Source organism: Microbacterium sp. SORGH_AS_0969 (assembly GCF_030818255.1).
Lineage (GTDB): Bacteria > Actinomycetota > Actinomycetes > Actinomycetales > Microbacteriaceae > Microbacterium.
The window spans coordinates 693,713-717,994 of record NZ_JAUTAG010000001.1; the positions used below are offsets into that span (position 1 = coordinate 693,713).

Below are 24,282 nucleotides of genomic sequence, written 5' to 3' on the forward strand. Positions count from 1 at the left end.
CTCCCCCCGTCGAGTGTCCAGAACACGCCGTAGCCGCCCGCGGCGATACGGCGTTTCTTGGACACTCGACGAGGGTGGGCGCGAACGGTCTCGACGTGGCGCGCGAGTCGGGACACACTGGACGAGGGGGCGACGATGACCGACGTGGTGGCCATGGACGAAGGCGCGCGGGACCGACTGGTGCTCCTCGCGGGCGGCACCAGTGCTGCGGGGCGCTCCGCCGCCCGGTTGCTGCTCGATGCCGGGGCTCGCGTGGTGGTCGTCGGCAGCGACGACGAGCGCCTCGCTTCGGTCGCGGCTGAGATCCCCGGCGTCGCCGTTCGACGCTGCGACCTCACGGATTCCGACGCGGTCGACGCCCTGCGTGATCACGTGCATTCGGCGCACGGCCGGATCGACGGTCTTCTGCACCTCGTCGGCGGTTGGCGCGGAGGCGGCGGACTCGCGGGCCAGAGCGACGACGACTTCGCATTCCTCTTGCGCTCGCTCACGGCACTGCGACACGTGAGCCGAGCCTTCGACGACGACCTGAGAACCTCGGATGCCGGGCGCCTGGCGATCGTCTCTTCGACCTCGGTCGCGCGCCCCCTCGCGGGCGGTGCCAACTACGCGACGGTGAAGGCCGCCTCGGAGACGTGGGTTCGCGCGGTCGGTCAGGGCTACGCGAAAGACGCGCGCGACGCGGGGCGGGAACCCACGGCGGCGGCCGTCATCTTCCGGGTGAAGAGCCTCGCCGGCCTCGAGGACGCTCTGGCCGCCTCGTTCCTGGCTCTGTGGGACGACGAAGCCGCCGTGCTGAACGACGTGGTGATCGGGATCGAGGGGGCGGACTGATCCCGCCGGGCGGGTACGCCCGCCTGGCCTGAACCGAGACGCATCGTCGAGAGCGCAGGTGTTGTCTTCGGGCAGACGGCTGGCGCCCCCTCAGTCGCGCCCGCCATTCGATGGGGCGGGGGCGATCCTCGAGCCCTCGTGTCCGTCGGCACGGACAGCGTGGCCAGCGGTGGTGTCGATCGTTCGCTGCTCCTCGGGCGGAGGACCGCTCGGGGCGACCTCGACGTCGGCCCCCAGCCGCGTGGGCGCGGACACCGTGGTGCCCTCGGCATCCGGAACACCTGCCTCGACGACCTCGGCGTTCACCTCGGCCGTGCGGTACTGACGTGAGAGCGTGCGGTACGACCGAGTGAGGAAAGCCAGAGAAGCCGCGATCACCATGAACAGGCCCGCCAAGACGAAGACGAGCGCGATGCCGCGGGACTGGCCGTCGCCGAGCAGCCAGCCCCACGTGGCCTTCCCCGTGTCGCCGTTCATGTAGGGGATGATCGCGAACGCCGCGATCGGCGCGATCAGGAACGACGTCACCGGCGCTGCGGCCGACTCGGCGGCGGCAGCGAATCCGAACACCCGCCCCTGAGTGGCGAAGGGCACGACTTTCTGGATGACGGTCTGCTCGGCGGACTCGACGACCGGGATGAGCGCCATGTAGACCCAGATCCCCACCGCGAAGAGCCACCCCCATTCCCGCAGGGTGAAGATCGCCCCCAGCACGCCCATCGCGATGACGACCCAGAGCATCGTGCGGATCGGATTGCGACCGAGGCCGAACTTCGCGACGAGGCCGCCCCCGACGATGAAGCCCGTCGAGGTGATTGCGAGCACGATGCCCCAGACTTCGGCGTTGTAGACCCGTCCGTCGATCTCCCATCGGTAGAGGTCGAGCCCGTACGGGTCCATCAGCGCCATGTAGACGCCACCGATGAGGTTGTTGAAGGTCGAGAAGATGATGAGCGCGATGAGCCCGGGGGCGGCCCGGACGGCGCGCCATGCTCCGCGCAGATCGACGATCGGCCCCGGTTCGGCCCCCGCCGCCGGCTTCTCTTCGGCGATGCGGATGGTGAGGAGGTGCACGAGCGCCGCGAGCGTGAGCCCGATCGCGATGGCCAGCGTGCCGCCCATGCCGAGGAACCCGACGGACAGGCCACTGAAGACGCTCGTGACCACGAACGCCAAGCCTTGGACCGTCCCGACGAGACCGTTCGCGTTGGCGTGACGCTCGACCGGGACGAGAAGGGTCACGGTGGTGGACAGGGCGATGTTCCGCATGTTCTCGACGACAGCGCCCGCGAGGATGACCGCGGAGAACACCCAGAACCACGGTCCGCCGAGATCGAGCAGGGCCGACTCGGGGAAAGCCAGCCAGAGCGCGCCGGCGACGAGGAATGCCGTGAGGGTGACGAGCCCGGAGAACACCATGACGCGGTGCTTCCGGTGTCGGTCGACGATCGACCCGAAGACCATCGCGAACACGGCGAGGAGAAGCATGTACGCGCCGCCGACGATGCCGATGGCCAGGACCGAACGCGTCTCGAGGTAGACCCAGAAGGTGAGGGCGAACCACAGGAAGCTCGTCGTGACGTTGGCCGCCGCGGTGTTGACGAGAACCGCGAGGAAGGTGCGGTTTCCCCCCGCGGGGGTGCCGGCGACGACGGCGACGGGAGACGGTTCGGCGGACATAGCCACACGGTAGACCCGACCTCCGACATCGGCCAGACGCGCGTCGATGCGAGAGTCCGGCGGCAGCCATCCGGGGCCGTCGATCGGACCATCCCCACGGTGAACGGGCATCGCAGGACGTCAGTCCAGCAGGCTCCGGATGTCGTCGGCGGTCAGGCGCGGTCCTCCCGCGAACGTGCCGCCCTCGTCGCTGCCGCCGTCGAGGACGCGCGAGAACAGCTCGGCCTTCGCCTCGCGCAACGCGACCACCTTCTCTTCGACGGTCTCGGCCGCGACGAGGCGGTAGACGATCACCGGACGCGTCTGCCCGATCCGGTGCGCGCGATCGATCGCCTGGTCTTCGACGGCGGGGTTCCACCACGGGTCGAGCAGCACCACGTAGTCGGCCTCGACCAGATTGAGCCCGATGCCCCCCGCTTTCAACGACACGAAGAAGGCGGGGTCGTCACCCTCACGGAACCGATCGATCTCCGCCTGCCGGTTCGTGGTCGTGCCGTCGAGATATCCCGAGGCGAGTCCCGCCTCGGTGCAGCGCTCCCGGGCGGCGCGGAGGAAACGCGTGAACTGGCTCAGGACCAGGACGCGGTGCCCCTCGGCGGCGGCCTCGACCAACAACTCCTCCAGGGCGTCGAGTTTCGCGGACGGGGCTTCTCCCTCGTCGACCAGGGCGGGATCGAGTGCCAGCTGCCGCAGCATCGTCAGCGATCGGAAGATCGCGAAGCTGTTCCCCTCGGCGTCGTCGAGCAGCCCGAGCAGACGCTGCCGCTCCCGGTGGAAGCGCCGGTCATAGAGCTTGCGGTGCGTCGGGTGGAGGGAGACCTCGATGATCGTCTCCTGCTTCGGCGGAAGCTCCGACGCGACGAGATCCTTCGTGCGCCGCAGCAGGAACGGCCGGATCCGGCGACGCAGGAGGTCGAGGCGCGCGGCGTCGGAGTGCTTCTCGATCGGCGTCCGATAGAGGGTCGTGAAGGATTCGCGCGTCCCGAGGAGTCCCGGCGCAACGAGCGACATGAGGGCCCACAGCTCGAGAAGGTTGTTCTCCATCGGGGTGCCCGTGATGACCAGCGTGAAGGGGACGGAAAGCGCCCGCGCGGCGCGATACCCGCGGGAGGCAGGGTTCTTGATCTGCTGCGCCTCGTCGAGCACCAGCCCGGACCAGTCGACCTCGGCGTACTGCTCCTGCTCGAGTCGGAATAATGCATAGCTCGTGACGACGACGTGCGCCCCGGCGGCCGTCTCTTGGATGCTCGTCGCGCGCCGCGCCTGCGTCGCCGTGACGACGCGCACGTCGAGCCCCGGCGCGAACGTCGCGCACTCCCGGGCCCAGTTTCCGACGACGCTCGTCGGAGCGACGATGAGGAACGGCGCCATGGTCGGATCCGCCCCGCGTGCCGCCTCCATCATGGCGATCGTCTGCACCGTCTTGCCGAGACCCATGTCGTCGGCCAGGATGCCGCCGAGTCCCTGTGTGCGCAGGAAGTGGAGCCAGTCGAGGCCCGCACGCTGGTAGTCGCGCAGGGTCGCGCGAAGACCCGCCGGCGGATCGACAGTCTCGAGCGCTGCATCGTCGGTGAGCCCCCTCACCCGCAGCCACCACTCGGCCTCTTGCGCGGCGATCATGCCCAGCTCCGACAGGTCATCCCACAGACCGACGTTGTACCTGTTCAGCTTCAGCTGCGACTCCGGCCGGTCGGCGAGCGTCCGGGCCTCATCGATGACCGCACGCAAGCGCGCGAACTCGGGGGTGTCGAGACGGACGTACTCCCCATCGCCGAGGAAGAGCACCCTGTCGCCGAGCGCCAAGGCCGTGTACAGGTCGGTGAAGTCGACCTCGACGTCGCCGACGCTGACTCGCGCGTGAAGATCGAACCAGTCACTGCCGTCGTCGGCGGAGGTGCTCAGTTCCACGACCGGAGCCTCGGGTGCCGCGCGGTAGTCCCGCCCCGCGCCGGTGACGAGCACGCGCACATGATCGACGTCGCGAAGGCGCGGCAGCACCTCGACGGAGAGGATCGCCGCCGCCGCCGGAACGAGCGGCCTCGGAGGCGTCGTTCCCGACGGGTACGGCTCCGGGAGGGTGATCCGCGCATCGGAGGCGACGGCGGAAGCGGTCGCCCACACAGCGCTCTCGTGCTCGGGGTGGTGGCGTCCGCGCGTGGTTGAGCGATCCCACCGCGCCGCGATCGATGCCCCGTCGCCCTGGTGGTCGACGATGAGTTCGAGTACCGGCAGAGGAGCGGCGGGCACCTCGACGGTGCCACGTGGGGACACGACGGGCGCATCGAGCTGGAGGCGCGGCAGGTAGTCGGCCAGGAAGGTGTCGGCGCTCGCCGCGTCGATGGTGAGCGCGTTCGGGCGGGCGAGGAGTCCGCGCACGGGTGCGGCCGCCGGGGTCGACAGTCGCGCGAGGGTGATCCTTTCGTCGGCACCGTCGCGATCGGCGACGAAGGCGACGGCGACGGCCGGGTCGCCCACGACCCAGGACGACAGCGAAGCGACCTCTTCGGCGACGCCCTCCACGATGCCGCGCATCTGCAGGCTCGACCCGCGTCGCTCGAGCGCGACAGCGGCGCGGACGGGCTCGGCGGGGATCTCCACCGGGTGGTGCACGCCGGAACCGGAGACGATCGGGACGCCGGCCGCGCGGACCGCGTCGAGCTGCATCCACAGCGAGTGCGGCGGGACCGCGGAGAGCGGCATCCATTCGTCGGAGAGGAACGCACCCGGTCCGGACCGTCCGAGGCGGCCCAGGCTGTCGAGGGCGGCACGCGCCGCAGGATCGGCCGGCAGCGCCGCGAGAGCCGACCACCCGGCCCGCCCCTTGATCCACGTGCCGCGCGTCCCGCGCACGCCGGGACGCGCCGTCAGGGTGAGAGCAGTGCTGCGCCCGTGCCCGCCCCCGCGTCGGATCGACAGGAACAGACAGAGCTCGAACGGTGGTTCGTCAGGAGTCGGCGGGGCGGCGAGGAAGAGCTCGTCGAGGGAGCGCTGCCACTCCGGCCGTGGCGGTCGCCCGGCCGAGATCAACCGGTCGAAAAGCAGGAGCGCCGCCGCGCAGGAGTGTTCGCATTCGGGCCCTCGTCCGCACGAGCACCACCCTGACAGCCGCGTGACGTCGTCAGGGACCCGCAGCTCGAGGTGCTCGTACCCCGCCGCGCCGAAGGACTGCGCGGTGACCACCCGCACGTCGCCGATCGTCTTCACGTCGCCGACCTCGACGGAGCCGTAGACGAGGAGCCGGTCGGCGCGCGTCATCGCCGCCGGCGAGAAGATCTCGCCCGCGATGCTGAGCGCTTCGGGGTCCAGGTGCATCCCCTCATTCTCGTCGGGCCCTCCGACACGCGGCTGCAGCCCGGCCCCGATGGGGGATGGTTCGTCGATCTGTCCGGCTGGGGATAAGAGGCCGAAGTTAGGCTGGGGCCGTGACTTCCCTCCACGACGTGTCGGTGCGCGGTTTCGCCTCCGACAACTACTCCGGCATCCACCCCGACGTCCTCGCCGCGATCGCCGCGGCCAACGAGGGCCACCAGGTCGCCTACGGCGAAGACGTCTACACCGCTCGCCTGCAGGAGCTCTTCGTCGGGCTCCTCGGCGAGGGGGTCGAGGCCTATCCGGTCTTCAACGGCACGGGAGCGAACGTTGTCGGGCTGCAGTCGATGCTGCCGCGCTGGGGCGCCGTGATCTCGGCGTCCACGGCGCACATCAACGTGGACGAGGGCGGGGCGCCCGAGCGCGTCGGCGGCATCAAGCTGCTGACCGTCCCTACCGACGACGGAAAGCTCACCCCCGATCTCGTCGACCGCGAGGCCTGGGGCTGGGGCGACGAGCACCGTGCGCAGCCGCTCGTCGTCTCGATCACGCAGTCGACCGAGCTCGGCACGCTGTACACGGTCGACGAGATCCGCGCCCTGGCCGACCACGCCCACGGGCACGGTATGCGCCTGCACATGGACGGCGCTCGCATCTCCAACGCGGCGGCCGCCCTCGACGTGCCCCTGCGTACCTTCACGCGCGACGCGGGTGTCGACGTGCTGAGCTTCGGCGGCACGAAGAACGGCGCGATGATCGGCGAGGCGATCGTCGTGCTCGACCCCGCGGCATCCACCGGGCTCACCTACCTGCGAAAGCTCGACATGCAGCTCTCGAGCAAGATGCGCTTCGTTTCGGCGCAGCTCGTCGCGCTCCTCGAGAACGACCTGTGGCTGCACAATGCGCGCCACTCGAACGCCATGGCGCAGCGCCTGCGCGCCGGTGTCCAGGCGGGTCTCGCCGACGGGTCGATCCGGGGCGTCGAGTTCACCCAGCCGACCCAGGCGAACGGCGTGTTCGCGACGCTTCCCGCGGGCGTCGCCGATCGTCTGCGCGAGAGCTTCCGTTTCTACGATTGGGACGAGCTTCGCCGCGAGGTGCGCTGGATGTGCTCGTTCGACACGACCGAGAGCGACATCGACGCGTTCATCACGGCGATCGCCCGCGAGACGTCGGCCTGACGCGACCCGCCCGGGCCCGCCCCGGGCCCGGGCCGACCGCGCGATCTGGGCGCCGGAGCCGCGCACCCCAGCTCGAGTGGCTGTGACATCCGAACCCCGGATGCCACGGCCCTCACCGTCTCACGAACCCGCGAGCCAGTCGCGGTAGGCGTCGAAGGTGCTCTCTCGCCCGAGGAACGCGGTGACGAGGTCGCGCGCGTCGCGTGATCCGCCCGGCTCGAGGATCTCGCGGCGGTACCGCTCGGCAATCTGCGTGTCGAACAGGTCGTCGCCGAACGCCGAGAGCAGGTCGCGCGCGATCACGAGGCTCCACTGATACGTGTAGTAGCACGCGCCGTATCCGGTCAGGTGGCCGAAACCGGCGTACGAGTGCGACCCGTCGAGCGGCGTCACGGGGCTGGCCGCGCGGTAGTACCCGTCGACGGCGCTCCGCAGGTCGGCGGGGCGCTCGACGTGCAGGCGGTAGGACGTCGTCGCATGGCCGAGCTGCCGCGTCACCTCGAGCGCGCGGCCGAAGGCGTCGGCCGTGCGCATGCGGGCGACGAGGTCGGCGGGGATCGGTTCTCCTGCGTCGTCGACGGCGAAGGATGCCAGCACCCCGGCATCCCACGCCCATTCCTCGAGCAGCTGGCTCGGCGCCTCGACGAAGTCCCACTCGGTGGCGACCCCGGTGAACCGGGCCCACCGCTGGTGGCCCCCGATGATCTCGTGCACGAGGTGACCGAACTCGTGGAAGAAGGTGACGACCTCGTCGTGCTCGAGCAGGCCGCGCGAGAAGTTGCAGAGGAGAACGCCCTCGGGGAGCGAGCGGCCGGTGATCCCGGGCGCGAGCGGGAAGCACGCGGCGTGGTTGTACTTTCCGTCGCGCGGGTGGAGATCGAGGTGGATGCGGCCGAGACGCTCGTCGCCACGCACGACGTCGTAGGTGCGCACGTCGTCGTGCCACGACGGGGCGTCGACGGCCACGTAGGACACATCGAGCAGGTGCGCGGTCGTGGCCAACACGCCGTCCAGCGTGCGATCGAACCGGAAGTACGACCGCACGACCTGCGCGTCGACGTCGTACTCCTCGCGCTTCAGGGTGCTCAACAGGTACCAGAAGTCCGCGATCGTGACGGCCTCGGCGGACGGGTCGTCACGGCGCAGCCGCTCGAGGATGCGGTCGTACTCCACCGCTGCCGCCGGCGCGGCAGCTTCGGCGACGCGCGTCAGGAACGCGTCGACGGCGGCGCTCGATCCGATCATGCGCGTCTCGGTCTCGTAATCGGCCCAGTCGCCGTAGCCGAGCAGCGCTGCGCGTTCCGCTCGCACGGCCAGCAACTCGGCGAGAACGGGCTCGTTCTCGGGCCACGCCAGGTCGTTGTAGGCGGCGACCAGCGCGTGACGCGCGGAGCGGTCGCGGGCATATTCCCGCACGGGCATGAGATCGGTGTACTCGGTTGTGAGCGTCACCATCCCCTCGTCATCGACCGCGTGGTCGGCGACGAAGTCCGCGGGCAGGCCGTCGAGGGCGCTCGCCGGCACCCGGATCTCGCGCTTTCCGTCGCGGATGTGTCGCGAGAACGTCAGCGAGAGCTCGGTGTCGCGCTCGCTCAGCTCGCGCACCCGCTCGCGCGCCGCGTCGTCGAGGTCGACGCCGCCACGCCGGAAATCGCGGCGGATGTGCGTCAGGAGGCGCAGCTCGTCGTCGCCGACGCCGGTCTCATCGGCCTCGGCGAACGCGCTCCACAGACCCCGATCGAGCAGACGCCGAGCCTGCAGGGCCTCGAACTGCTGGACCTGTTCTTCGGCGAGGCGACGGATCTCGGCATCCGGATGCGACTCGCTCAGCAGGTGCGCCTCGGACAACGCTTCGGCGAAAGCGATGTCGGCGTCGTTCCACAGCTCCAGCCGCTCGGCGGTGGGCAGGTCGTCCGCCATGGCGAGGCGGGCGTCGATCGCGTCGATGCGCGCGCGACGCGTAGCGGGACGGTCGGTGACGAAGCTCGTCCACCCGGCGGCGTCCGTGGGCAGGAGCAGCGGAGCAGGTTCGGTGATCGGCATTCTCCGACCCTAGACAGGGCCTCCGACACCGGCAAAGGTCAACGCAGCGCGCCCACAGACGCGAGCGCCTGCCGCACGAGGGTGCCGCGGCCGCCCTCCATCTCGGCGGCGAGGGCGTCGGATGCCGCCTCCTCGGGCGACAGCCACGTGACCTCGAGTGCGTCCTGGCGCGGCTCGCACGTGCCGGTGACGGGCACGACGAACGCGAGCGCGACCGCGTGCTGCCGGTCGTCGTGGAAGGCGCTGACGCCCGGGAGCGGGAAGTACTCGGCCACCGTGAACGGCGCGGGCTGCGGCGGAAGGAGCGGGAAGGCCATGGGTCCGAGGTCGTTCTCGACGTGCCGGAACAGTGCGTCGCGCACCGTCTCGCCGTAACGCACGCGCCCCGAGACGAGGGTGCGCGTCATCTCTCCGAGCGGTGTCGCGCGCAGCAGGATGCCGACCTGCGTCACCATGCCCATGCCGTCCGTGCGCACCGGGAGTGCCTCGACGTAGAGCATCGGGAGCCGTCGCCGTGCTTCGGCGAGCTCGACCTCGCTGAGCCAGCCCGGGTTGGTGTTCGGGCCGCTGGGCGCACCCGAGAAGGGGCCGGACAGCGGCTCGCGGTCCCCGCCGTTGTCGCCGGGCTCGGGGTCGGGTGTGCGGACAGCCATGCTCCCTGTATATCAACCGACCGCTCCGGATGCCGCGTGTCCGCGCGGTCACGGTGCGTTCCGCCGCGCGGAGGGAGGGGAATCCGAGACGGGAGGAGGTCTCGCGGGCGAAGGGTCCTCCCGTCCCGGGTCCTCCTCCCGACTCACCACCGGCGAAGCCCGATGGGAGCCCGATGTCGGAGGCCTTTGCCACAATGGCCGCATGAGCGCGCCCCTCTCCCTCGACTCCTCCCTCGTGCGGTGGTCGGTGCCGCCGGCCGAACGCGCGAATCGGCCGGTCCTGCTCCTGCTGCACGGCTACGGCTCCGACGAGCACGACCTCTTCGGTCTCGTCCCGTACCTGCCGACCGAATTCGTGATCGCGAGCGTCCGTGCTCCTCTTGCGCCGCCGTGGCCGATGCCGGGAGCCTCGTGGTATCCCATCGAGGGTCTCGACGGACGCGACCCCGACGCCGTCACCCGCGCGGCGCGATCCGTGCTGGCGTGGATTCAGGATGCCGTCGGCGATACCCCCGTGGGGCTCCTCGGCTTCTCACAGGGCGGCGCGGTCGCCGTCCAGACGCTGCGGGTCGACCCCGACGCGGTGGCGTTCGTCGTGGTGCTCGCCGGTTACGCGGCGGGGGGCGAGCTCCCCGGGGACGCGGTCCTGGCGGACCGTCGTCCCCCCGTCTTCTGGGGTCGGGGAGCCGCGGACGATGTCATCCCCGCCCACCTCATCGACGCGACGGCGCAGTGGCTCCCCGGGCATAGCGAGCTGAGCGGCCGGGTGTACCCGGGACTCACCCACTCGATCTCGCAGGACGAGCTCGACGACGTTCGCACGTTCCTCGACGCGCGCCTCGCCGACCGCGAGGCCGCGGGCTGAGACGGACACGGGTGGCCGGGGTTCCCCATCCCGCCCACGTGGGCTATCGTAGGCAGCCCTGTCCCCGAGAACGAGGTCTCCTCCGGTGAAGAACGTCGACGCTTCCGCGCCCCTGTCCGCGCGCTGACCCGTCGACCCGCCGTCTTTCTCGGCCTCCCTCCGCTGATGCGGACGGGTCCGGCGTCCGCGCATCCCGCGTTCCCGGAGTTCCGTCATGTCATCACCGTCCCCTTCCCTCGTCTTCGACCACGTCCGCCTCGAGTGGCCCGACGGAACCGTCGCCCTCGACGGCGTCTCGGGCGCGCTCGGCCGCGGGCGCACCGGTCTCGTCGGCCGTAACGGCGCCGGCAAGTCCACGCTCCTCCGCGTCGCGGCGGGGCACATCGCCCCGACGTCCGGCTCGGTCTCGGCATCCGGTGAGGTCGCGATGCTGCCCCAGCGTCTCGCGTCCGATCCGCGCCGACCGGTCTCTTCGCTCCTCGGCGTCGAGAGGGCGCTGACCGCCCTCCGCGCGATCGAGTCGGGGGATGTGGCACCGCACCACTTCGACGCCGTCGGCGACGACTGGGACGTCGAGACACGCGCCCATGCCCTGCTCGCCGAGGCCGGTGTGCCGTCCGACGCGCTGGATCGAACCGTCGGCGAGCTCTCCGGCGGTGAGACGATGCTGGCCGCGCTCGTCGGGCTGCGCGCCCGTGCGGCCGAGATCACGCTGCTCGACGAGCCGACGAACGACCTCGACCGCGAGGCCCGCGCGCGGGTGAGCGAACTCGTGCAGGCGTGGCCCGGCACCCTCGTCGTGGTGAGTCACGACGTGAGCCTGCTGGAGCTGATGGATGCCACCGCCGAGCTGTACGGCCACACCCTCAGCGTCGTCGGCGGTCCGTACAGCGTCTGGAGAGCGCACCGCGACGCGGAGCAGGAAGCGGCTGTCCGCGCCGAGCGCGACGCCGCACAGAGCCTCCGCCGGTGGCGACGGCAACGCATCGAGTCGTACGACAAGCTCGCCACCCGCGCCCGCGTCGCGCACAAGGCGCAGGTCGAGAAGCGGGTTCCGAGAATCATCGCGGGAGGACGCGCCAACGCGGCGCAGGTGAGCGCGGGCCGATTGAGCACGGAGATGAAGGGCAAGGAAGATGCCGCGCGCGCGGCGCTGAACGAGGCGTCGGCGCGCGTCCGCGACGATGACGTGGTGCGCATCGACCTGCCCGATCCGGGCAACGCGCCCGGTCGGCGCATCGCGACGCTGGGCGACGGCGAGCGCGAGTGGATCGTCACCGGCCGTGAGCGCGTCGCTCTCGTCGGGCGCAACGGTGCGGGAAAGACGACCCTGCTCGAGAGCCTCGTGCACCGAACGGAGTTCGCGGGGGCGGTTCACGCCCGAGCGAGCGTGGAGCACGTCGGCTACCTCCCCCAGCGTCTCGACGGCCTCGACGACGCGGCATCCGTCCTCGACACCGTCTGCGCGGCGGCGCCGGACGTTCCCGTGGCCTCGGTGCGGGATCGGCTCGCCCGCTTCCTCGTCCGTGGAGACGCGGTCATCCGTTCCGTCGGGTCGCTGTCCGGTGGCGAGCGCTTCCGTGTCGCCCTCGCCCGCGTGCTGTTGGCCGATCCGCCGCCGCAGCTCCTCGTGCTCGACGAGCCGACGAACAACCTCGATCTCGACACGGTCGATCAACTGGTGTCGGCGCTGCAGGCCTACCGCGGAGCGGTGCTCGTGGTCAGTCACGACGACGCGTTCCTCGCGCGACTCGGGCTGGACCTCGTTCTGGAGCTGGAGGACGGGGGGCTGACGGAGTGCGCCCCGTGAGCTCAGCAGGCGCCGTCGCCGCCCCCACCGCCGCCGTCGCCGCAGCCTCCACCGCCGACGACGACCGCACCCGCGTCGGCACCGGGGCCGCCGCGCGAAGACGCCCCCGTGCGTACCGCGAAGACCGCGAAACCACCGAAGAGCAGTGCCAGGATGCCGCCGATCGTGGCGCCCATGAGCAGGTTCTGCGAGCCGAGCCACAGGGCGGCACCGATGGCGAGGCCGAGGAGGACGGAGACGGACACGACCGCGACGGCGGCCCGCGGGGACGACGATGCGCTGTTCATGCCTTCACGCTAGGCACCTGCGCGCATCACCGCCTCCGTCTCGAGGGGGAACTCCGGGCGGCCATCCGCCCGTTCCGCGGCGGGCGAACGTCAACCCCGAGCCGATGTCGGAGGTCCGAGAGAAGATGTCGGCATGGCTGACGTCCTCGACAGATTCGGTCCTGCGACGCAGGACTGGTTCCGCGGTGCGTTCTCGGCCCCGACCAATGCCCAAAGAGGCGCGTGGGAATCGGTGTCGTCCGGGCGCAACGCGCTCGTCGTCGCGCCCACCGGCTCCGGCAAGACCCTCTCGGCCTTCCTCTTCGCGATCGACCGGATCTTCCGCGAGAAGGCCCCCGAGATTCCGGATGCCGAGCCCCCGCGCCGCGGCAAGAAAGCGGCTCCGAAGGCCCCCGCGACGAACACGCGCGTGCTCTACATCTCTCCGTTGAAAGCCCTCGGCGTCGACGTGGAACGCAACCTCCGGTCGCCGCTCGTCGGGATCGGGCAGTCGGCCCGGCGCCTCGGCATCCAGGTTCCGGGTGTGACCGTGGGCGTGCGCTCCGGCGACACGAGTTCGAGCGACCGTCGAAAGCTCGTCACCGACCCGCCCGACATCCTCATCACCACGCCCGAGTCGCTGTACCTCATGTTGACGAGCCAGGCCGCCGAGACGCTGCGCGGCGTGCACACCGTCATCATCGACGAGGTGCACGCGGTCGCGGCCACCAAGCGCGGCGCCCACCTCGCGGTGAGCCTCGAGCGGCTCGATGCACTGCTCGAGAAGCCCGCGCAGCGCATCGGCCTCTCGGCCACGGTGCGACCGATCGACGAGGTCGCTCGGTTCCTCGGCGGCGCGCAGCCCGTCGATATCGTGGCGCCGAAAGCGACGAAGGCGTTCGACCTGTCGGTCGTCGTCCCGATCGAAGACATGCTCAACCCTCCCCCGCCCCCGGGCTCCCCCGAGCCAGACGAGGCGACCGACGGCGAGTGGTTCTCCGAGCGACCCGAGAGCACCGAGATGGCCGGCTCGGTGTGGCCGCACGTCGAAGAGGCGATCGTCGACCGGATCCTGGAACGGCGATCGACCATCGTGTTCGCCAACTCCCGCCGGCTCGCCGAGAGGCTCACGGGGCGTCTCAACGAGATCTACGCCGAGCGCGTCGGCATCGACGTGCCCGAACCCACCGTCCCTGCGGGCATGATGGCGCAGGCCGGAGCGTCCGCGGGTGTCGCCGCGATCCTCGCCAAAGCCCACCACGGTTCGGTCTCCAAGGAGCAGCGCGCCCAGGTCGAGGACGAGCTCAAATCGGGCGCGCTGCGCTGCGTCGTGGCGACGAGCAGCCTCGAACTCGGGATCGACATGGGCGCGGTCGACCTCGTCATCCAGGTCGAGGCGCCCCCGAGCGCGGCATCCGGTCTCCAGCGAGTGGGACGCGCGGGGCATCAGGTCGGCGAGGTGAGCCGCGCGGCTCTGTTCCCCAAGCACCGCAGCGACGTGCTGCACACGGCCGTGGTCACCGAGCGCATGCTCGCCGGTCGCATCGAGGCCATCGCGGTACCGCAGAATCCACTCGACATCCTCGCCCAGCAGACCGTCGCGGCCGCGGCCCTCGGCTCGATCGACGTCGAAGAATGGTTCGACACCGTCAAGCGCAGCGCGCCGTTCCGTTCGCTGCCGCGCTCGGCGTACGAGGCGACGCTCGACCTCCTCGCGGGGCGCTACCCGTCCGACGAGTTCGCCGAGCTCCGCCCGCGCCTGGTCTGGGATCGCGACGCGGGGACCCTCACCGGCCGGCCGGGCGCTCAGCGCATCGCGGTGACGAGCGGCGGCACGATCCCCGACCGCGGGCTGTTCGGCGTCTTCGTCGCGGGCGAGTCGCAGAACGCCCGCGTCGGCGAGCTCGACGAAGAGATGGTCTACGAGTCGCGCGTCAACGACGTGTTCACGCTCGGAACGACGAGCTGGCGCATCGTCGAGATCACGCACGACCGCGTCAACGTGCTGCCGGCCTTCGGGCAGCCCGGCAAGCTGCCGTTCTGGCACGGTGACGGCATCGGCCGCCCCGCCGAATTGGGTGAAGCGTTGGGAAAGTTCTCGCGCGACCTGGCGGGCGCCGACCAAGCCAAGGCCGAGGAGCGCCTGCGCGAGTCGGGACTCGACGACAACGCGATCACGAACCTGTTGTCGTATCTCGCCGAGCAGCGCGAGGCCACCGGCAGCCTCCCCACCGACCGCACCCTGACCGTCGAACGCAGCCGCGACGAGGTCGGCGACTGGCGCATCATCCTGCACTCCCCCTACGGCATGCAGGTGCACTCCCCCTGGGCTCTCGCGGTGAACGCGCGCATCCGCGAGCGACTGGGTGTCGAGGGGGCCGCCGTCGCGAGCGATGACGGGATCATCGCCCGGGTTCCGGATGCCGCCGCCGAACCGCCCGGAGCCGACCTCTTCGTCTTCGAACCCGACGAACTCGAGCAGATCGTCACCGACGAGGTCGGCGGATCGGCGCTGTTCGCTTCTCGCTTCCGCGAGTGCGCGGCGCGCGCGCTCCTGCTTCCCCGCCTCAACCCGAACCGCCGTTCGCCGCTGTGGCAGCAGCGGCAGCGGTCCGCCCAGCTTCTCGAGGTCGCGAAGCGACATCCGGCATTCCCGATCATCCTCGAGACGCTGCGCGAGGTGCTGCAAGACGTCTACGACCTTCCCGCGCTCCTGCGCGTGACCCGTCAGATCGGCGAGCGTCGCATCCGGCTCGTCGAGATCACCACCTCGCAGCCCTCGCCGTACGCCCGCGACCTGCTCTTCGGGTACGTCGGGGCCTTCATGTACGAGGGCGACTCGCCTCTCGCCGAGCGACGCGCAGCGGCGCTCTCGGTCGACCCGGCGCTGCTGAGCGAACTGCTCGGCAAGGTCGAGATGCGCGAACTCCTCGACCCCGAGGTCATCGCGCAGTTCGAGCGCGAAGCGCAGCGCCTCGATCCGGATCGCCGCGTGCGAGGGGTCGAGGGCGTGGCCGATCTCCTGCGCATCCTCGGCCCGCTCGACGCGGCCGAGGTCGCGTCGCGTCTCGACGCCGAGACCGATGCCCTCGCCGAGGCCGAGCAACATCTCGCCACCCTCGTCGACGATCGCCGCGCGATCCGCGTCACGATCGGCGGCGTCTCGCGCGTCGCCGGGATCGAAGACGCCGGGAGGCTCCGCGATGCTCTCGGCGCGGCGCTGCCGGTCGGCATCCCGAACGCGTTCCTCGAACCGCTCGCCGACCCGCTCGGCGATCTGGTCGCCCGCTACGCCCGCACGCACGCGCCGTTCACGACCGACGCGGTCGCCGAGCGACTCGGGGTCGGAGTCGCCGTCGCCCGGCTCACACTGCAGCGGCTCGAATCACAGGGGCGTCTGGCGAGCGGGTTCTTCCTGCCCGACCATTCGACAGGCTCAGGGACCCCTTCGACAGGCTCAGGGTCCGGAGGGGGCAGCCGCGGCGACGACACCGAGTGGTGCGACGTCGAGGTTCTCCGTCGTCTGCGCATGCGCTCGCTCGCCGCGATCCGCGGCAGCGTCGAGCCCGTGCCACCCGCGGCCTACGCGCGATTCCTCCCCGTGTGGCAGCACTTGGGGCGACCGCTCGAGGGCATCGACGGGGTGCTCGCGGTCATCGAGCAGCTCGCGGGAGTGCCGATCCCGGCGAGCGCGTGGGAGTCGCTCGTGTTGCCCTCGCGCGTCCGTGACTACTCCCCCGCTCTCCTCGACGAGCTCACCGCCACGGGCGAGGTGGTGTGGTCGGGGCACGGCACCCTTCCGGGCCGCGACGGATGGATCGCGCTGCACCCGGCCGAGGCGGCGCCGTTCACCCTGCAAGACCCCGACGATCCCGACGACCCGGCTCCCGACTCGCTCGAGGCCCGCATCCTCGCCGCGCTCGACGGGGGCGGGGCGTACTTCGCCGCGCAGCTGAAGCAGCTCGCCGGGGCCGAGAACGAGCAGTCGGTCAACGACGCCCTCTGGGCACTGACCTGGGCGGGGCGCGTCACGAACGACACGTTCGCCCCCGTGAGGACGCTCCTCAGCGGCGGCGGACAGTCGCACCGCGTCGTCCGTCGCGCGCCGCGCGCACGCATGTATCGCGGGGCCGCGATGCCGCGGGCGACGTCGGCTCCGCGACCGCCGTCGCTCGGCGGGCGCTGGTCGCTCCTGCCCGAGCGGGAGGCCGATGCCGCCGCTCGCGCAACGGCGACGGCGAGCCTGCTGCTCGACCGCTACGGCGTCGTGACGCGAGGTGCCGTGCAGTCCGAGGGCGTCCCGGGTGGGTTCGCGCAGGTCTACCGGATCCTGGCGGGGTTCGAGGAGGCGGGGCACTGCCGCCGCGGATACGTCATCGAGAAACTCGGGGCGGCCCAGTTCGCCGCCTCCGCGACGGTCGACCGGCTCCGCGAGTTTGCCGCCGTCGCCGACCCTCCTCCCCTGCGCACGGTCACGCTCGCGGCGACCGACCCCGCGAACCCTTACGGTGCTGCCCTGGGCTGGCCCGCCCTCGAAGGCGTTACGCATCGCCCCGGTCGCAAAGCGGGCGGAGTGGTCGTGCTCGTCGACGGAGAACTGACCCTGTACCTGGAGCGCGGGGGCCGCACCGCCCTGGCCTTCACCGATGACGAAGCGCGTCTCGCGGCAGCCGCGACCGACCTCGCCGAGACGGCCAAGCGTCGTCGACTCGAAACGCTGACCATCGAGCAGGTCAACGGCGAGTTCGTCTACGGCACGGCGGTCGGGCGCGCGTTGCGCACCGCCGGGTTCGTCGAGTCGCCGAAGGGGCTCACGCTGCGCAAGCTCACCGCGGGCGACACCCTCCGCGAGGCCGCGCGTGCCTGAGCACCACACCGCCGCGGCCCGCCCCGCCACGCCGGCCGGGACCGACCGCCTCGCTCCCCCCGTCCTCCACGTCGGGGAGCCGAGCCGCACCGTGGTCCGGCCCCGAGCGGAGGCCGCCCGTGCCTGAGGGTGACACCGTCTACCGCGCGGCGGCGAAGCTCTCGGCCGCTCTGGCCGGAAAGGTCGTCACGCGCTTCGACATCCGCGTCCCCGGGAGCGCCACCGCCGATCTGCGCGGCGAGACCGTGCACGAGGTCGCCGCGCGCGGCAAACACCTGCTGCACCGCATCGGCGGATACACGCTGCACTCGCACCTCAAGATGGAGGGCCGGTGGGACGTGTACCGGCCGGGCGAGCGCTGGCGCCGCCCCGCTTTCAAAGCCCGCGCGATCGTCGGGGTCGCGGGAGCCGATGCCGTCGGCTTCGACCTCGCGATGGTCGAGGTGCTGCGCACCGTCGACGAGCACACCGTCATCGGGCACCTCGGTCCCGACCTCCTCGCCGACGACTGGGATGAAGCCGAGGCGGTGCGCCGGGTCGCGGCCGACCCGCGGGAAGCGCACGTCGCACTGCTCGATCAGCGAAACGTCGCCGGTTTCGGCAACGTCTACGCGAACGAGCTGCTCTTCGTGCGCGGCATCGCGCCGACCACCCCGGCCACCGAGATCGACGTGCAGGCGACGATCGCGCTCGGCGAGCGCATGATCCGCGCCAACCTCCCGCGCCCCGAACGGACGTTCACCGGCGACACCCGCCCGGGCCGTCGGTTCTGGGTCTACGGACGTGAGGGCGCGCCCTGTCGGCGTTGCGGCACATCGATCCGCGCGACCTCGCTCGGAGCCTCGGCAACGAGCGAGCGCAACGTCTACTGGTGCCCTACCTGCCAGCCGGCGTGAGGGTCGAGCAGCACCCCGGATCAGCCTCCCCTTCGCGCCCGTCTGTCAACCCGGCAGGCTCACCGCCGTCGACGTGCGAGAACAGGAGGACGAAACATCGTCGAGAGTCCTCGCCGCACTTCTCTCGACGTCGAGCAAACCGATGGCGGCACGGGCGACGAAGAACCATTCGAGGGAATGAAGGGCATTCCCCACCCGTTGTCATACATGTCGGCTGAATCCGAGAGTCGACCGGAGGGGATCGTGGGTAAGAACTACATCGACATCGAAAACGACCACGGCGAGACGCTGCGCTACCGCAAGCACGTCAACGGTCGCGGACTCGTCGCGCACGGCGCGAAGGTCCACCCGTCGGCGCTGGTCGAGAACGGCGCCTACGTCGAACCCGGTGTGCAGATCGCCGCGGGTGTTCGTGTCGGCCGAGGGGCGTGGATCGAATCCGACGCCGTCATCGGACCCGAGGCTCGCATCGAGCCGCACGCGCACATCTGCGCCGGCGCGGTCATCGGCGCGGGCGCTCACATCGGCGTTCGCACGCAGGTGGGCCACAACGCCCGCGTCGCGACGGGCTCGCTCATCGGCGACGACGAGATCATCAACGACGGCGAAGCGGTCGCGACCGACCAGCGGGGACTCCGCCTGGCCGCGTGATCCGGCCGCCGCGACAGCCGTCCCGTGGCCTCACGACCCGCACGACTCCTCGGAGCGTGCGGGTTTTCGTCTCTTGAGCAGCGGACCCGTCAGGCGAAGATCGCGAGCACGAGACCGATGAGCGGCAGGGTGCCCTGAATCGTCGCGGGGCGCAGGTACTTGCTGCCCGAGGTCACGAGCACGAGCGCCGCACCCAGCATGGAGCCGAGCGAGAAGATCAGCAGCGTGCGTCCGGCCACGTCGCCCACGCCGTTGACGATCCAGAACAGGATGCCGATGATGGCGCCGATCGCGAGGAAGAGGTTGTAGAAGCCCTGGTTGTAGGCCATCGGCTTCGTGGCATCCGCCGTCTTCTGATCGGCGATCCCGAAGACCTTCCACGTCTTCGGCTGCGACCAGCGGACACTCTCGAGCACGAAGATGTAGACGTGCAGCAGGGCCGCGAGGCCGGCGAACACGAGCGCCAGGATGCCGATCATGCGTTCCACGTTACTCGCGCGGATAGCCTGGAACCATGGCGAGCGGCAGTGGGTCCCGGGGACGTGGTCCCACCGGCGGTGCCCGCAAGGGCGGAGCGGCACGGCCCTCCACGCCGAAGCGCCCCGCGAGAGGGAAGGCACCGCGCCCCGCCCCCGCTCCTCCGGAACCCCCGCGCACCTTCGTGCTCGGCGCGGTCCCGGGTGCGACCCCGGGGAAGTGGATCGGCCTGTGGCGTGAGCGCATGCCGCACGTCACCCTCGAGCTCCGGGAGATCGACGTCGCCGGGCAACGGTCGCACCTCGACGAGGTCGACGCCGCTCTCGTGCGGCTCCCCGTCACGGCATCCGATGACCTCCACCTCATCCCGCTCTACGAGGAACAGCCCGTCGTCGTGATGTCGGTCGACTCTCACCTGACGGCCGGCGACGAGCTCGACACCGCGGATCTGGCCGGCGAGGTCGTGATCGTCCCCGCCGACGACGTGCTCGGTGCGCGGATCCCGGATGCCGTCCCCCCGACGTTCGCGCCGCCGTCGGACACCGGCGAAGCCATCGCGACCGTGGCCGCGGGCGTCGGCGTCGTGGTCGTGCCGATGTCGCTCGCGCGCGCCCACCAGCGCCGCGATGTCGAGTACCGGGTGCTGAGTGACGGACCGGTGTCGACGGTCGCGCTCGCGTGGCTCCGCGAACGGACGACCGCCGACGTCGAGGCCTTCGTCGGCATCGTCCGGGGACGCACCGCGCGCTCTTCGCGCTGACTCCGCGCGGGGGCGCCCGCACACCGGGAGAGGGACACGCCCCGCGCGGTAGGGTGCGATCGACGCGCACCGCGAAGGGGAGACGGAATGCACGGACGCACAACGACGAACGCCCTGGTGCTGACCGTCGTGCTGACTCTCATCGGCGCGACCCCCGCCATCGCCTCCGACACGAGTGACGCCGCGTCGGCGCCCGCCGCCCCCTCCGCGGAGGCCACCTCCGCGGACGACGGCGCCCCCACGCCCGACGCGGATGTGGACGCCGACCCCGACGTCTCGCGGGGCGTCACGCACGCGGAGAACCCCTCGGTCCCCGAGGGCGCGGTGTGGACCGAGCATTACCTGCCGTCCTCCGTCGCGAATCGCAACGGCGACCCCGTCGAACTGCACGCCGACGTGCTCCGTCCGGCGGGTGTGCCGGCGGACGCCCGCACGCCGGTGATCCTCATCAGCGGTCCCTACCTCTCGCACGCGGGCCAGCAGGCCGACGAGGGCAAGTCGTTCACCGGCCCCTCGATGCGCCACCGCGCCTTCATCGACGACGGCGGCCTGTTCGCCGCCGGCTACACCGTCGTGTTCGGCGACCTGCGCGGCTTCGGCGGGAGCTCCGGCTGTTACGACTTCAGCGGTCCGGGCGAGCAGGCCGACGTGCGCGCGTTCGTGGAGTGGGCGGCATCCGCTCCGTGGTCGACGGGTCGCGTCGGGATGTACGGGAAGTCGTACGACGCCGTCACGGGGCTGATCGGTCTCGCCGACCGTCCCGCGGGCCTCGCGGCGGTCGTCGCCCAGGAGCCGTCGTGGGACCTGTACGACTACCTCTACGAGAACGGCATCCCCGCCGAAAACAACCGCACGACGATCGAGGCGTACAACCGCATCGCGGCCCTGCCCGGCATCGATCACTCCGGGACCGTGGACGGCGTCGTGATCCCGCCCGACACCGAGCGCTACCGGACGAACGCCGCGTACGAGCAGACCCACCCCGAGTGCGCCGCCGGCATCCTGGCCGACACCCTGGAATCCGATCCCTCGTCGCCTTTCTGGACCGCGCGCAACACCGCGCAGCGCGCCGAGGGTTCGACGATCCCGCTGTTCCTCACGCAGGGGTGGACCGAGAGGAATACCCGCCCGGAGGGCATGGCGGAGTTCCTGGATGCCGTCGCCGGTCCGGTGAGCGGGTGGGCGGGGCCGTGGGACCACTACTCCGGCAACGACGTAGACGACGAGGGCCGTCTGAAGATGGGCCGCGCCGGATGGGTCGACGAGGTTCGGGCGTTCTTCGACGCTCATCTGCTCGGGGCGCCGGCCCCCGAACCCGCCTGGGCGCTGCAGGACAACGAGGGGCGCTGGCGCCTCCAGTCGTCGTGGCCCGGCGTCACGCACGAGGTCACCGCTCCTCTCGCGCCCGGCTCGTACGTCGACACCGGCCGCGGCGCCGATGCTCTCCCCGCGGGCGACGAGGGCGACGGCTCGCTCTTCGGCACCGCCCCGCGCGACGCGCAGACCATCGGGGCCTCGCAGACGCTCTCCGCCCCCGTCGACGAGCCCACGCGCCTCAGCGGCAGGGCGTCCCTGAACCTCCGCACCCAGGGGGCGGGCGTCGCGCACGCGCGACTGTGGGACGTCGAGCCCGACGGTGTGCCGACGCTCATCGTCGAAGAAGCGGCACCCCTGGACGCGTCAGGGACGACCCGCATGCACCTGCGCAACGTCGAGTGGACGCTCGCGCCCGGGCACGCGCTCCTGGTCACGGTCGGAACGACCGATTCCCTCGCCTGGCGCCCCTCGCCGAGCGAGCAGACCGTCACGATCGAGAGCGGCGAAGTCACGCTCCCGCTGCAGTCAACGGCCGACGACGTGCCGACCGAGGGGCAACCGGCCCCCTTCCTGGCGACGTACCTCGAGGACGCCCGCTGGCCCGTCCCGATCGCGGCGACGCCGAGCTTCTCCCTGGCGGAAACCTCCCCCGCACCCGTTCCGACCCCCTCGGCCTCGGGCGCGGCCCCCGCGCGCCTGGCCGAGTCGGGGATGCCGTCGAGCCCGGGCCTCGCGGTCGGGGGCGCCGCAGCGCTCCTCGCGGGAGCCCTCCTCATCGCGGTGAGGCGGTCGCGCGTGAGCGGGACCGATGCGCGGGCGAGCGCGACAGCCGGGCGCGGTTCCCGGAGGTGACCCGCTGTTTCCTCGTGAGTCCAGCCCCGGGCACGACGCCCGTGCGCGCGCATAGAATCCCTGGGTGACCGCTCGCCTGCTCTACGTCTGCGCCCGCCCGCAGCGCGATGCGGCCGCGGCCGAGTGGGCGTCGTTCCGCGACGGACTCGGGGTGGACGACGACGATCTCGTGCACCACGACCTCGTCCGTGAGCCCCTCCCCCGCGATATCGAGCGCTTCGCCGCCGTGGTCGTGGGCGGAAGTCCCTTCAACGTCACCGATCCCGACAAGACCGACGAGCAGCGCCGTCTCGAGCGCGACCTCGAGCGCCTCGCGGCCACCGCGATCGAGGGGCGCACGAGCGCGATGTTCACGTGCTTCGGCATCGGCGTCGTCACGCGCATGCTCGGCGGCGAGGTCACCCTGAACACCCCCGAGGGCACGGGCCCCGCCGAGATCGCGCTGACCGACGCGGGGCGCGACGACGAGCTGTTCGGCATCCTGAGCCCGCGTTTCCAGGCGCTGACCGCGCACAAGGAGGGCACCGCGAGCGTGCCTCCCGGGGCGACGCTCCTCGCCGAGAACGCCGCCTGCCCGGTGCAGGCGTACCGCGCCGGGGCCGGCCTGTGGGCGACGCAGTTCCACCCCGAGCCGACCGCCGAGGCGTTCGTCGCGCGGATGGAGGTCTACCGCGACGCGGGCTACTTCGACGCCGAGGCGTTCGACCAGGTCTCGGCGCACGTGCGCACGGCCTCGGTCGAGCAGCCCACCCTGTTGCTGCGGTCTTTCGCCGCGCGGGCCGTCGCGGTCTGACCCTCCCGCGGGCCGTCGCGGCGTGCCCCGTCACGCGAGCCGTCAGGCGGAGTCCATGCCCGACACGCCGCCCCGCCGACCCGCTCCACGGCGTGTCCGCCCCCAACTCCGCACGACGGCGCGGGCCGGATGCCGCGATGTCAAGCCCGAACCGCGAATCTCGCTAGCTTATCTAGGCTTTAGCCCATGAACGTAGAAGCTCCATGGCGGGGGAACGACCTCGCACGTCAGATCGTCGTCCTCTCCGCCCTGTCGTTCATGATCATCGCGGCGGTGATCGGCGCCGGCGCCTTCGGCAACACCGCGGTCGAGGATCAGCAGGACGGCGCGCTCAGCACGAACGGGTCGTACCTCGCCCCCGCGGGGCCGGCGTTCTCGATCTGGTCGGCGATCTACCTCGGCCTCATCGCGTACGCCATCTGGCAGGCCCTCCCGCGCCAGCGTACGAACCCGCGCCAGCGCGCGCTCGGCTGGCTCATCGCCCTGACCATGACCCTCAACGGTCTGTGGCTCGTCGCCGCGCGCTTCGGCACCCTCTTCCTCACGGTCGTCGTCATCGTGCTGCTCCTGGCCGCCCTCGGCTGGACGTTCCGCGTCGCCGTGCTCACGCGCGAACCGCGCGGCGGCGTGGTCGACTCGATCCTCATCGACGGCGTCACGGGTCTGCACCTCGGCTGGGTCACCCTGGCCACGGTCGCCAACACGGCCGCCTGGCTCACGACCGTCGCCCCCTCGTCGTGGGAGAAGGCGGCGGATGCCATCGGCATCGGGGTCCTGGTCGTGGTGGGCCTCATCGGCCTCGCGATCGCGTGGAAGAGCTCGTGGCGCCTCACCCCGGCCCTCGCGCTGGCGTGGGGACTGAGCTGGCTCGCGGTCGAGCGATTCGGCGGCGAGCCGCGGAGCACCGGGATCGGGGTGATGGCGATCATCGTGGCCGCCTTCGTGCTCCTGCCGCCCGCCGTCATCCGCATCCTGCGCCTGATCCGCCCGTCGGTCGACTGACGTCTTTCGAACCTCGTCCCACTTAT

Annotated in this window: 17 protein-coding genes; 11 read left to right on the forward strand and 6 right to left on the reverse strand. The window is 71.4% G+C overall.

The window, feature by feature from the left end; all coding sequences use genetic code 11:
• Positions 1-135 precede the first annotated feature (135 nt).
• Positions 136-834 carry an SDR family NAD(P)-dependent oxidoreductase gene (locus QE388_RS03195; RefSeq protein WP_307382876.1) on the forward strand — a complete coding sequence of 233 codons (699 nt, stop codon included), beginning with the start codon at positions 136-138 and terminating at the stop codon, positions 832-834.
• 90 nt (positions 835-924) lie between these two features.
• Here the strand turns inward: QE388_RS03195 and QE388_RS03200 are convergent, their stop codons facing one another.
• Together QE388_RS03200 and QE388_RS03205 are read right to left on the reverse strand one after the other, a co-directional pair.
• Positions 925-2,514, reverse strand: coding sequence for an MFS transporter (locus QE388_RS03200; protein ID WP_307382878.1), 1,590 nt, complete (start codon positions 2,512-2,514; stop codon positions 925-927).
• 120 nt (positions 2,515-2,634) lie between these two features.
• Positions 2,635-5,826, reverse strand: coding sequence for a DEAD/DEAH box helicase (locus tag QE388_RS03205; protein ID WP_307382881.1), 3,192 nt, complete (start codon positions 5,824-5,826; stop codon positions 2,635-2,637).
• A gap of 110 nt (positions 5,827-5,936) precedes the next feature.
• Here QE388_RS03205 and QE388_RS03210 point away from each other — a divergent pair, with 110 nt between their 5' ends.
• Positions 5,937-7,004: a low specificity L-threonine aldolase gene (locus QE388_RS03210; protein WP_307382883.1), complete on the forward strand. Its 1,068-nt coding sequence runs from the start codon at positions 5,937-5,939 to the stop codon at positions 7,002-7,004.
• A 120-nt stretch (positions 7,005-7,124) separates the two neighbouring features.
• On the opposite strand, the gene QE388_RS03215 is transcribed toward QE388_RS03210, so the two are convergent.
• Positions 7,125-9,047, reverse strand: a complete 1,923-nt coding sequence (locus QE388_RS03215; protein WP_307382885.1) for a M3 family metallopeptidase — start codon at positions 9,045-9,047, stop codon at positions 7,125-7,127.
• A 38-nt stretch (positions 9,048-9,085) separates the two neighbouring features.
• A complete protein-coding gene (locus QE388_RS03220; RefSeq protein WP_307382887.1) occupies positions 9,086-9,700 on the reverse strand; it encodes an NUDIX hydrolase family protein in 615 nt (204 codons plus the stop codon).
• Between the two features lie 202 nt (positions 9,701-9,902).
• On the opposite strand from QE388_RS03220, the gene QE388_RS03225 reads away from it, so the two are divergent.
• Together QE388_RS03225 and QE388_RS03230 are read left to right on the forward strand one after the other, a co-directional pair.
• The gene (locus QE388_RS03225; protein WP_307382889.1) at positions 9,903-10,565 is read left to right on the forward strand and encodes an alpha/beta hydrolase; all 663 of its coding nucleotides are present in this window, start codon (positions 9,903-9,905) and stop codon (positions 10,563-10,565) included.
• A gap of 214 nt (positions 10,566-10,779) precedes the next feature.
• Complete coding sequence (locus QE388_RS03230) at positions 10,780-12,375, forward strand: ABC-F family ATP-binding cassette domain-containing protein (protein ID WP_307382891.1); 1,596 nt, start codon at positions 10,780-10,782, stop codon at positions 12,373-12,375.
• Between the two features lie 2 nt (positions 12,376-12,377).
• Here QE388_RS03230 and QE388_RS03235 read toward each other — a convergent pair whose 3' ends face one another.
• The gene (locus tag QE388_RS03235; protein ID WP_275799545.1) at positions 12,378-12,662 is read right to left on the reverse strand and encodes a hypothetical protein; all 285 of its coding nucleotides are present in this window, start codon (positions 12,660-12,662) and stop codon (positions 12,378-12,380) included.
• 133 nt (positions 12,663-12,795) lie between these two features.
• Here QE388_RS03235 and QE388_RS03240 point away from each other — a divergent pair, with 133 nt between their 5' ends.
• The 3 genes from QE388_RS03240 to QE388_RS03250 all read left to right on the forward strand — a co-directional run bounded on the left by QE388_RS03240 (position 12,796) and on the right by QE388_RS03250 (position 19,055).
• Positions 12,796-17,508 (forward strand): ATP-dependent helicase, encoded by a 4,713-nt coding sequence (locus QE388_RS03240; RefSeq protein ID WP_307382894.1) that lies wholly within the window; start codon positions 12,796-12,798, stop codon positions 17,506-17,508.
• 119 nt (positions 17,509-17,627) lie between these two features.
• Complete coding sequence (locus QE388_RS03245; protein ID WP_275799543.1) at positions 17,628-18,404, forward strand: DNA-formamidopyrimidine glycosylase family protein; 777 nt, start codon at positions 17,628-17,630, stop codon at positions 18,402-18,404.
• Between the two features lie 243 nt (positions 18,405-18,647).
• The gene (locus tag QE388_RS03250) at positions 18,648-19,055 is read left to right on the forward strand and encodes a transferase (RefSeq protein ID WP_058598191.1); all 408 of its coding nucleotides are present in this window, start codon (positions 18,648-18,650) and stop codon (positions 19,053-19,055) included.
• An 89-nt stretch (positions 19,056-19,144) separates the two neighbouring features.
• Here the strand turns inward: QE388_RS03250 and QE388_RS03255 are convergent, their stop codons facing one another.
• Complete coding sequence (locus QE388_RS03255) at positions 19,145-19,534, reverse strand: DUF1304 domain-containing protein (RefSeq protein WP_058598188.1); 390 nt, start codon at positions 19,532-19,534, stop codon at positions 19,145-19,147.
• Between the two features lie 35 nt (positions 19,535-19,569).
• On the opposite strand from QE388_RS03255, the gene QE388_RS03260 reads away from it, so the two are divergent.
• The 4 genes from QE388_RS03260 (at position 19,570) to QE388_RS03275 (ending at position 24,256) form a co-directional block, all read left to right on the forward strand.
• On the forward strand, positions 19,570-20,292 hold the full coding sequence (locus tag QE388_RS03260; protein ID WP_307382897.1) for a LysR substrate-binding domain-containing protein: 723 nt from the start codon (positions 19,570-19,572) through the stop codon (positions 20,290-20,292).
• A gap of 87 nt (positions 20,293-20,379) precedes the next feature.
• Positions 20,380-22,461 carry a CocE/NonD family hydrolase gene (locus tag QE388_RS03265; RefSeq protein WP_307382899.1) on the forward strand — a complete coding sequence of 694 codons (2,082 nt, stop codon included), beginning with the start codon at positions 20,380-20,382 and terminating at the stop codon, positions 22,459-22,461.
• A gap of 64 nt (positions 22,462-22,525) precedes the next feature.
• A complete protein-coding gene (locus QE388_RS03270) occupies positions 22,526-23,254 on the forward strand; it encodes a GMP synthase (RefSeq protein WP_307382901.1) in 729 nt (242 codons plus the stop codon).
• Between the two features lie 186 nt (positions 23,255-23,440).
• Complete coding sequence (locus tag QE388_RS03275) at positions 23,441-24,256, forward strand: tryptophan-rich sensory protein (protein ID WP_307382902.1); 816 nt, start codon at positions 23,441-23,443, stop codon at positions 24,254-24,256.
• The last annotated feature ends 26 nt before the right edge of the window (positions 24,257-24,282 follow it).

What these genes read in the sequence shown, in the direction of transcription:
- QE388_RS03255 (WP_058598188.1), bottom strand. Translation starts at nt 19,534, where the DNA reads ATGATCGGCATCCTGGCGCTCGTGTTCGCCGGCCTCGCGGCCCTGCTG.
- QE388_RS03235 (WP_275799545.1), bottom strand. Translation starts at nt 12,662, where the DNA reads ATGAACAGCGCATCGTCGTCCCCGCGGGCCGCCGTCGCGGTCGTGTCC.
- QE388_RS03265 (WP_307382899.1), top strand. Translation starts at nt 20,380, where the DNA reads ATGCACGGACGCACAACGACGAACGCCCTGGTGCTGACCGTCGTGCTG.
- QE388_RS03230 (WP_307382891.1), top strand. Translation starts at nt 10,780, where the DNA reads ATGTCATCACCGTCCCCTTCCCTCGTCTTCGACCACGTCCGCCTCGAG.
- QE388_RS03195 (WP_307382876.1), top strand. Translation starts at nt 136, where the DNA reads ATGACCGACGTGGTGGCCATGGACGAAGGCGCGCGGGACCGACTGGTG.
- QE388_RS03215 (WP_307382885.1), bottom strand. Translation starts at nt 9,047, where the DNA reads ATGCCGATCACCGAACCTGCTCCGCTGCTCCTGCCCACGGACGCCGCC.
- QE388_RS03205 (WP_307382881.1), bottom strand. Translation starts at nt 5,826, where the DNA reads ATGCACCTGGACCCCGAAGCGCTCAGCATCGCGGGCGAGATCTTCTCG.
- QE388_RS03275 (WP_307382902.1), top strand. Translation starts at nt 23,441, where the DNA reads ATGAACGTAGAAGCTCCATGGCGGGGGAACGACCTCGCACGTCAGATC.
- QE388_RS03225 (WP_307382889.1), top strand. Translation starts at nt 9,903, where the DNA reads ATGAGCGCGCCCCTCTCCCTCGACTCCTCCCTCGTGCGGTGGTCGGTG.
- QE388_RS03240 (WP_307382894.1), top strand. Translation starts at nt 12,796, where the DNA reads ATGGCTGACGTCCTCGACAGATTCGGTCCTGCGACGCAGGACTGGTTC.
- QE388_RS03200 (WP_307382878.1), bottom strand. Translation starts at nt 2,514, where the DNA reads ATGTCCGCCGAACCGTCTCCCGTCGCCGTCGTCGCCGGCACCCCCGCG.
- QE388_RS03220 (WP_307382887.1), bottom strand. Translation starts at nt 9,700, where the DNA reads ATGGCTGTCCGCACACCCGACCCCGAGCCCGGCGACAACGGCGGGGAC.
- QE388_RS03260 (WP_307382897.1), top strand. Translation starts at nt 19,570, where the DNA reads ATGGCGAGCGGCAGTGGGTCCCGGGGACGTGGTCCCACCGGCGGTGCC.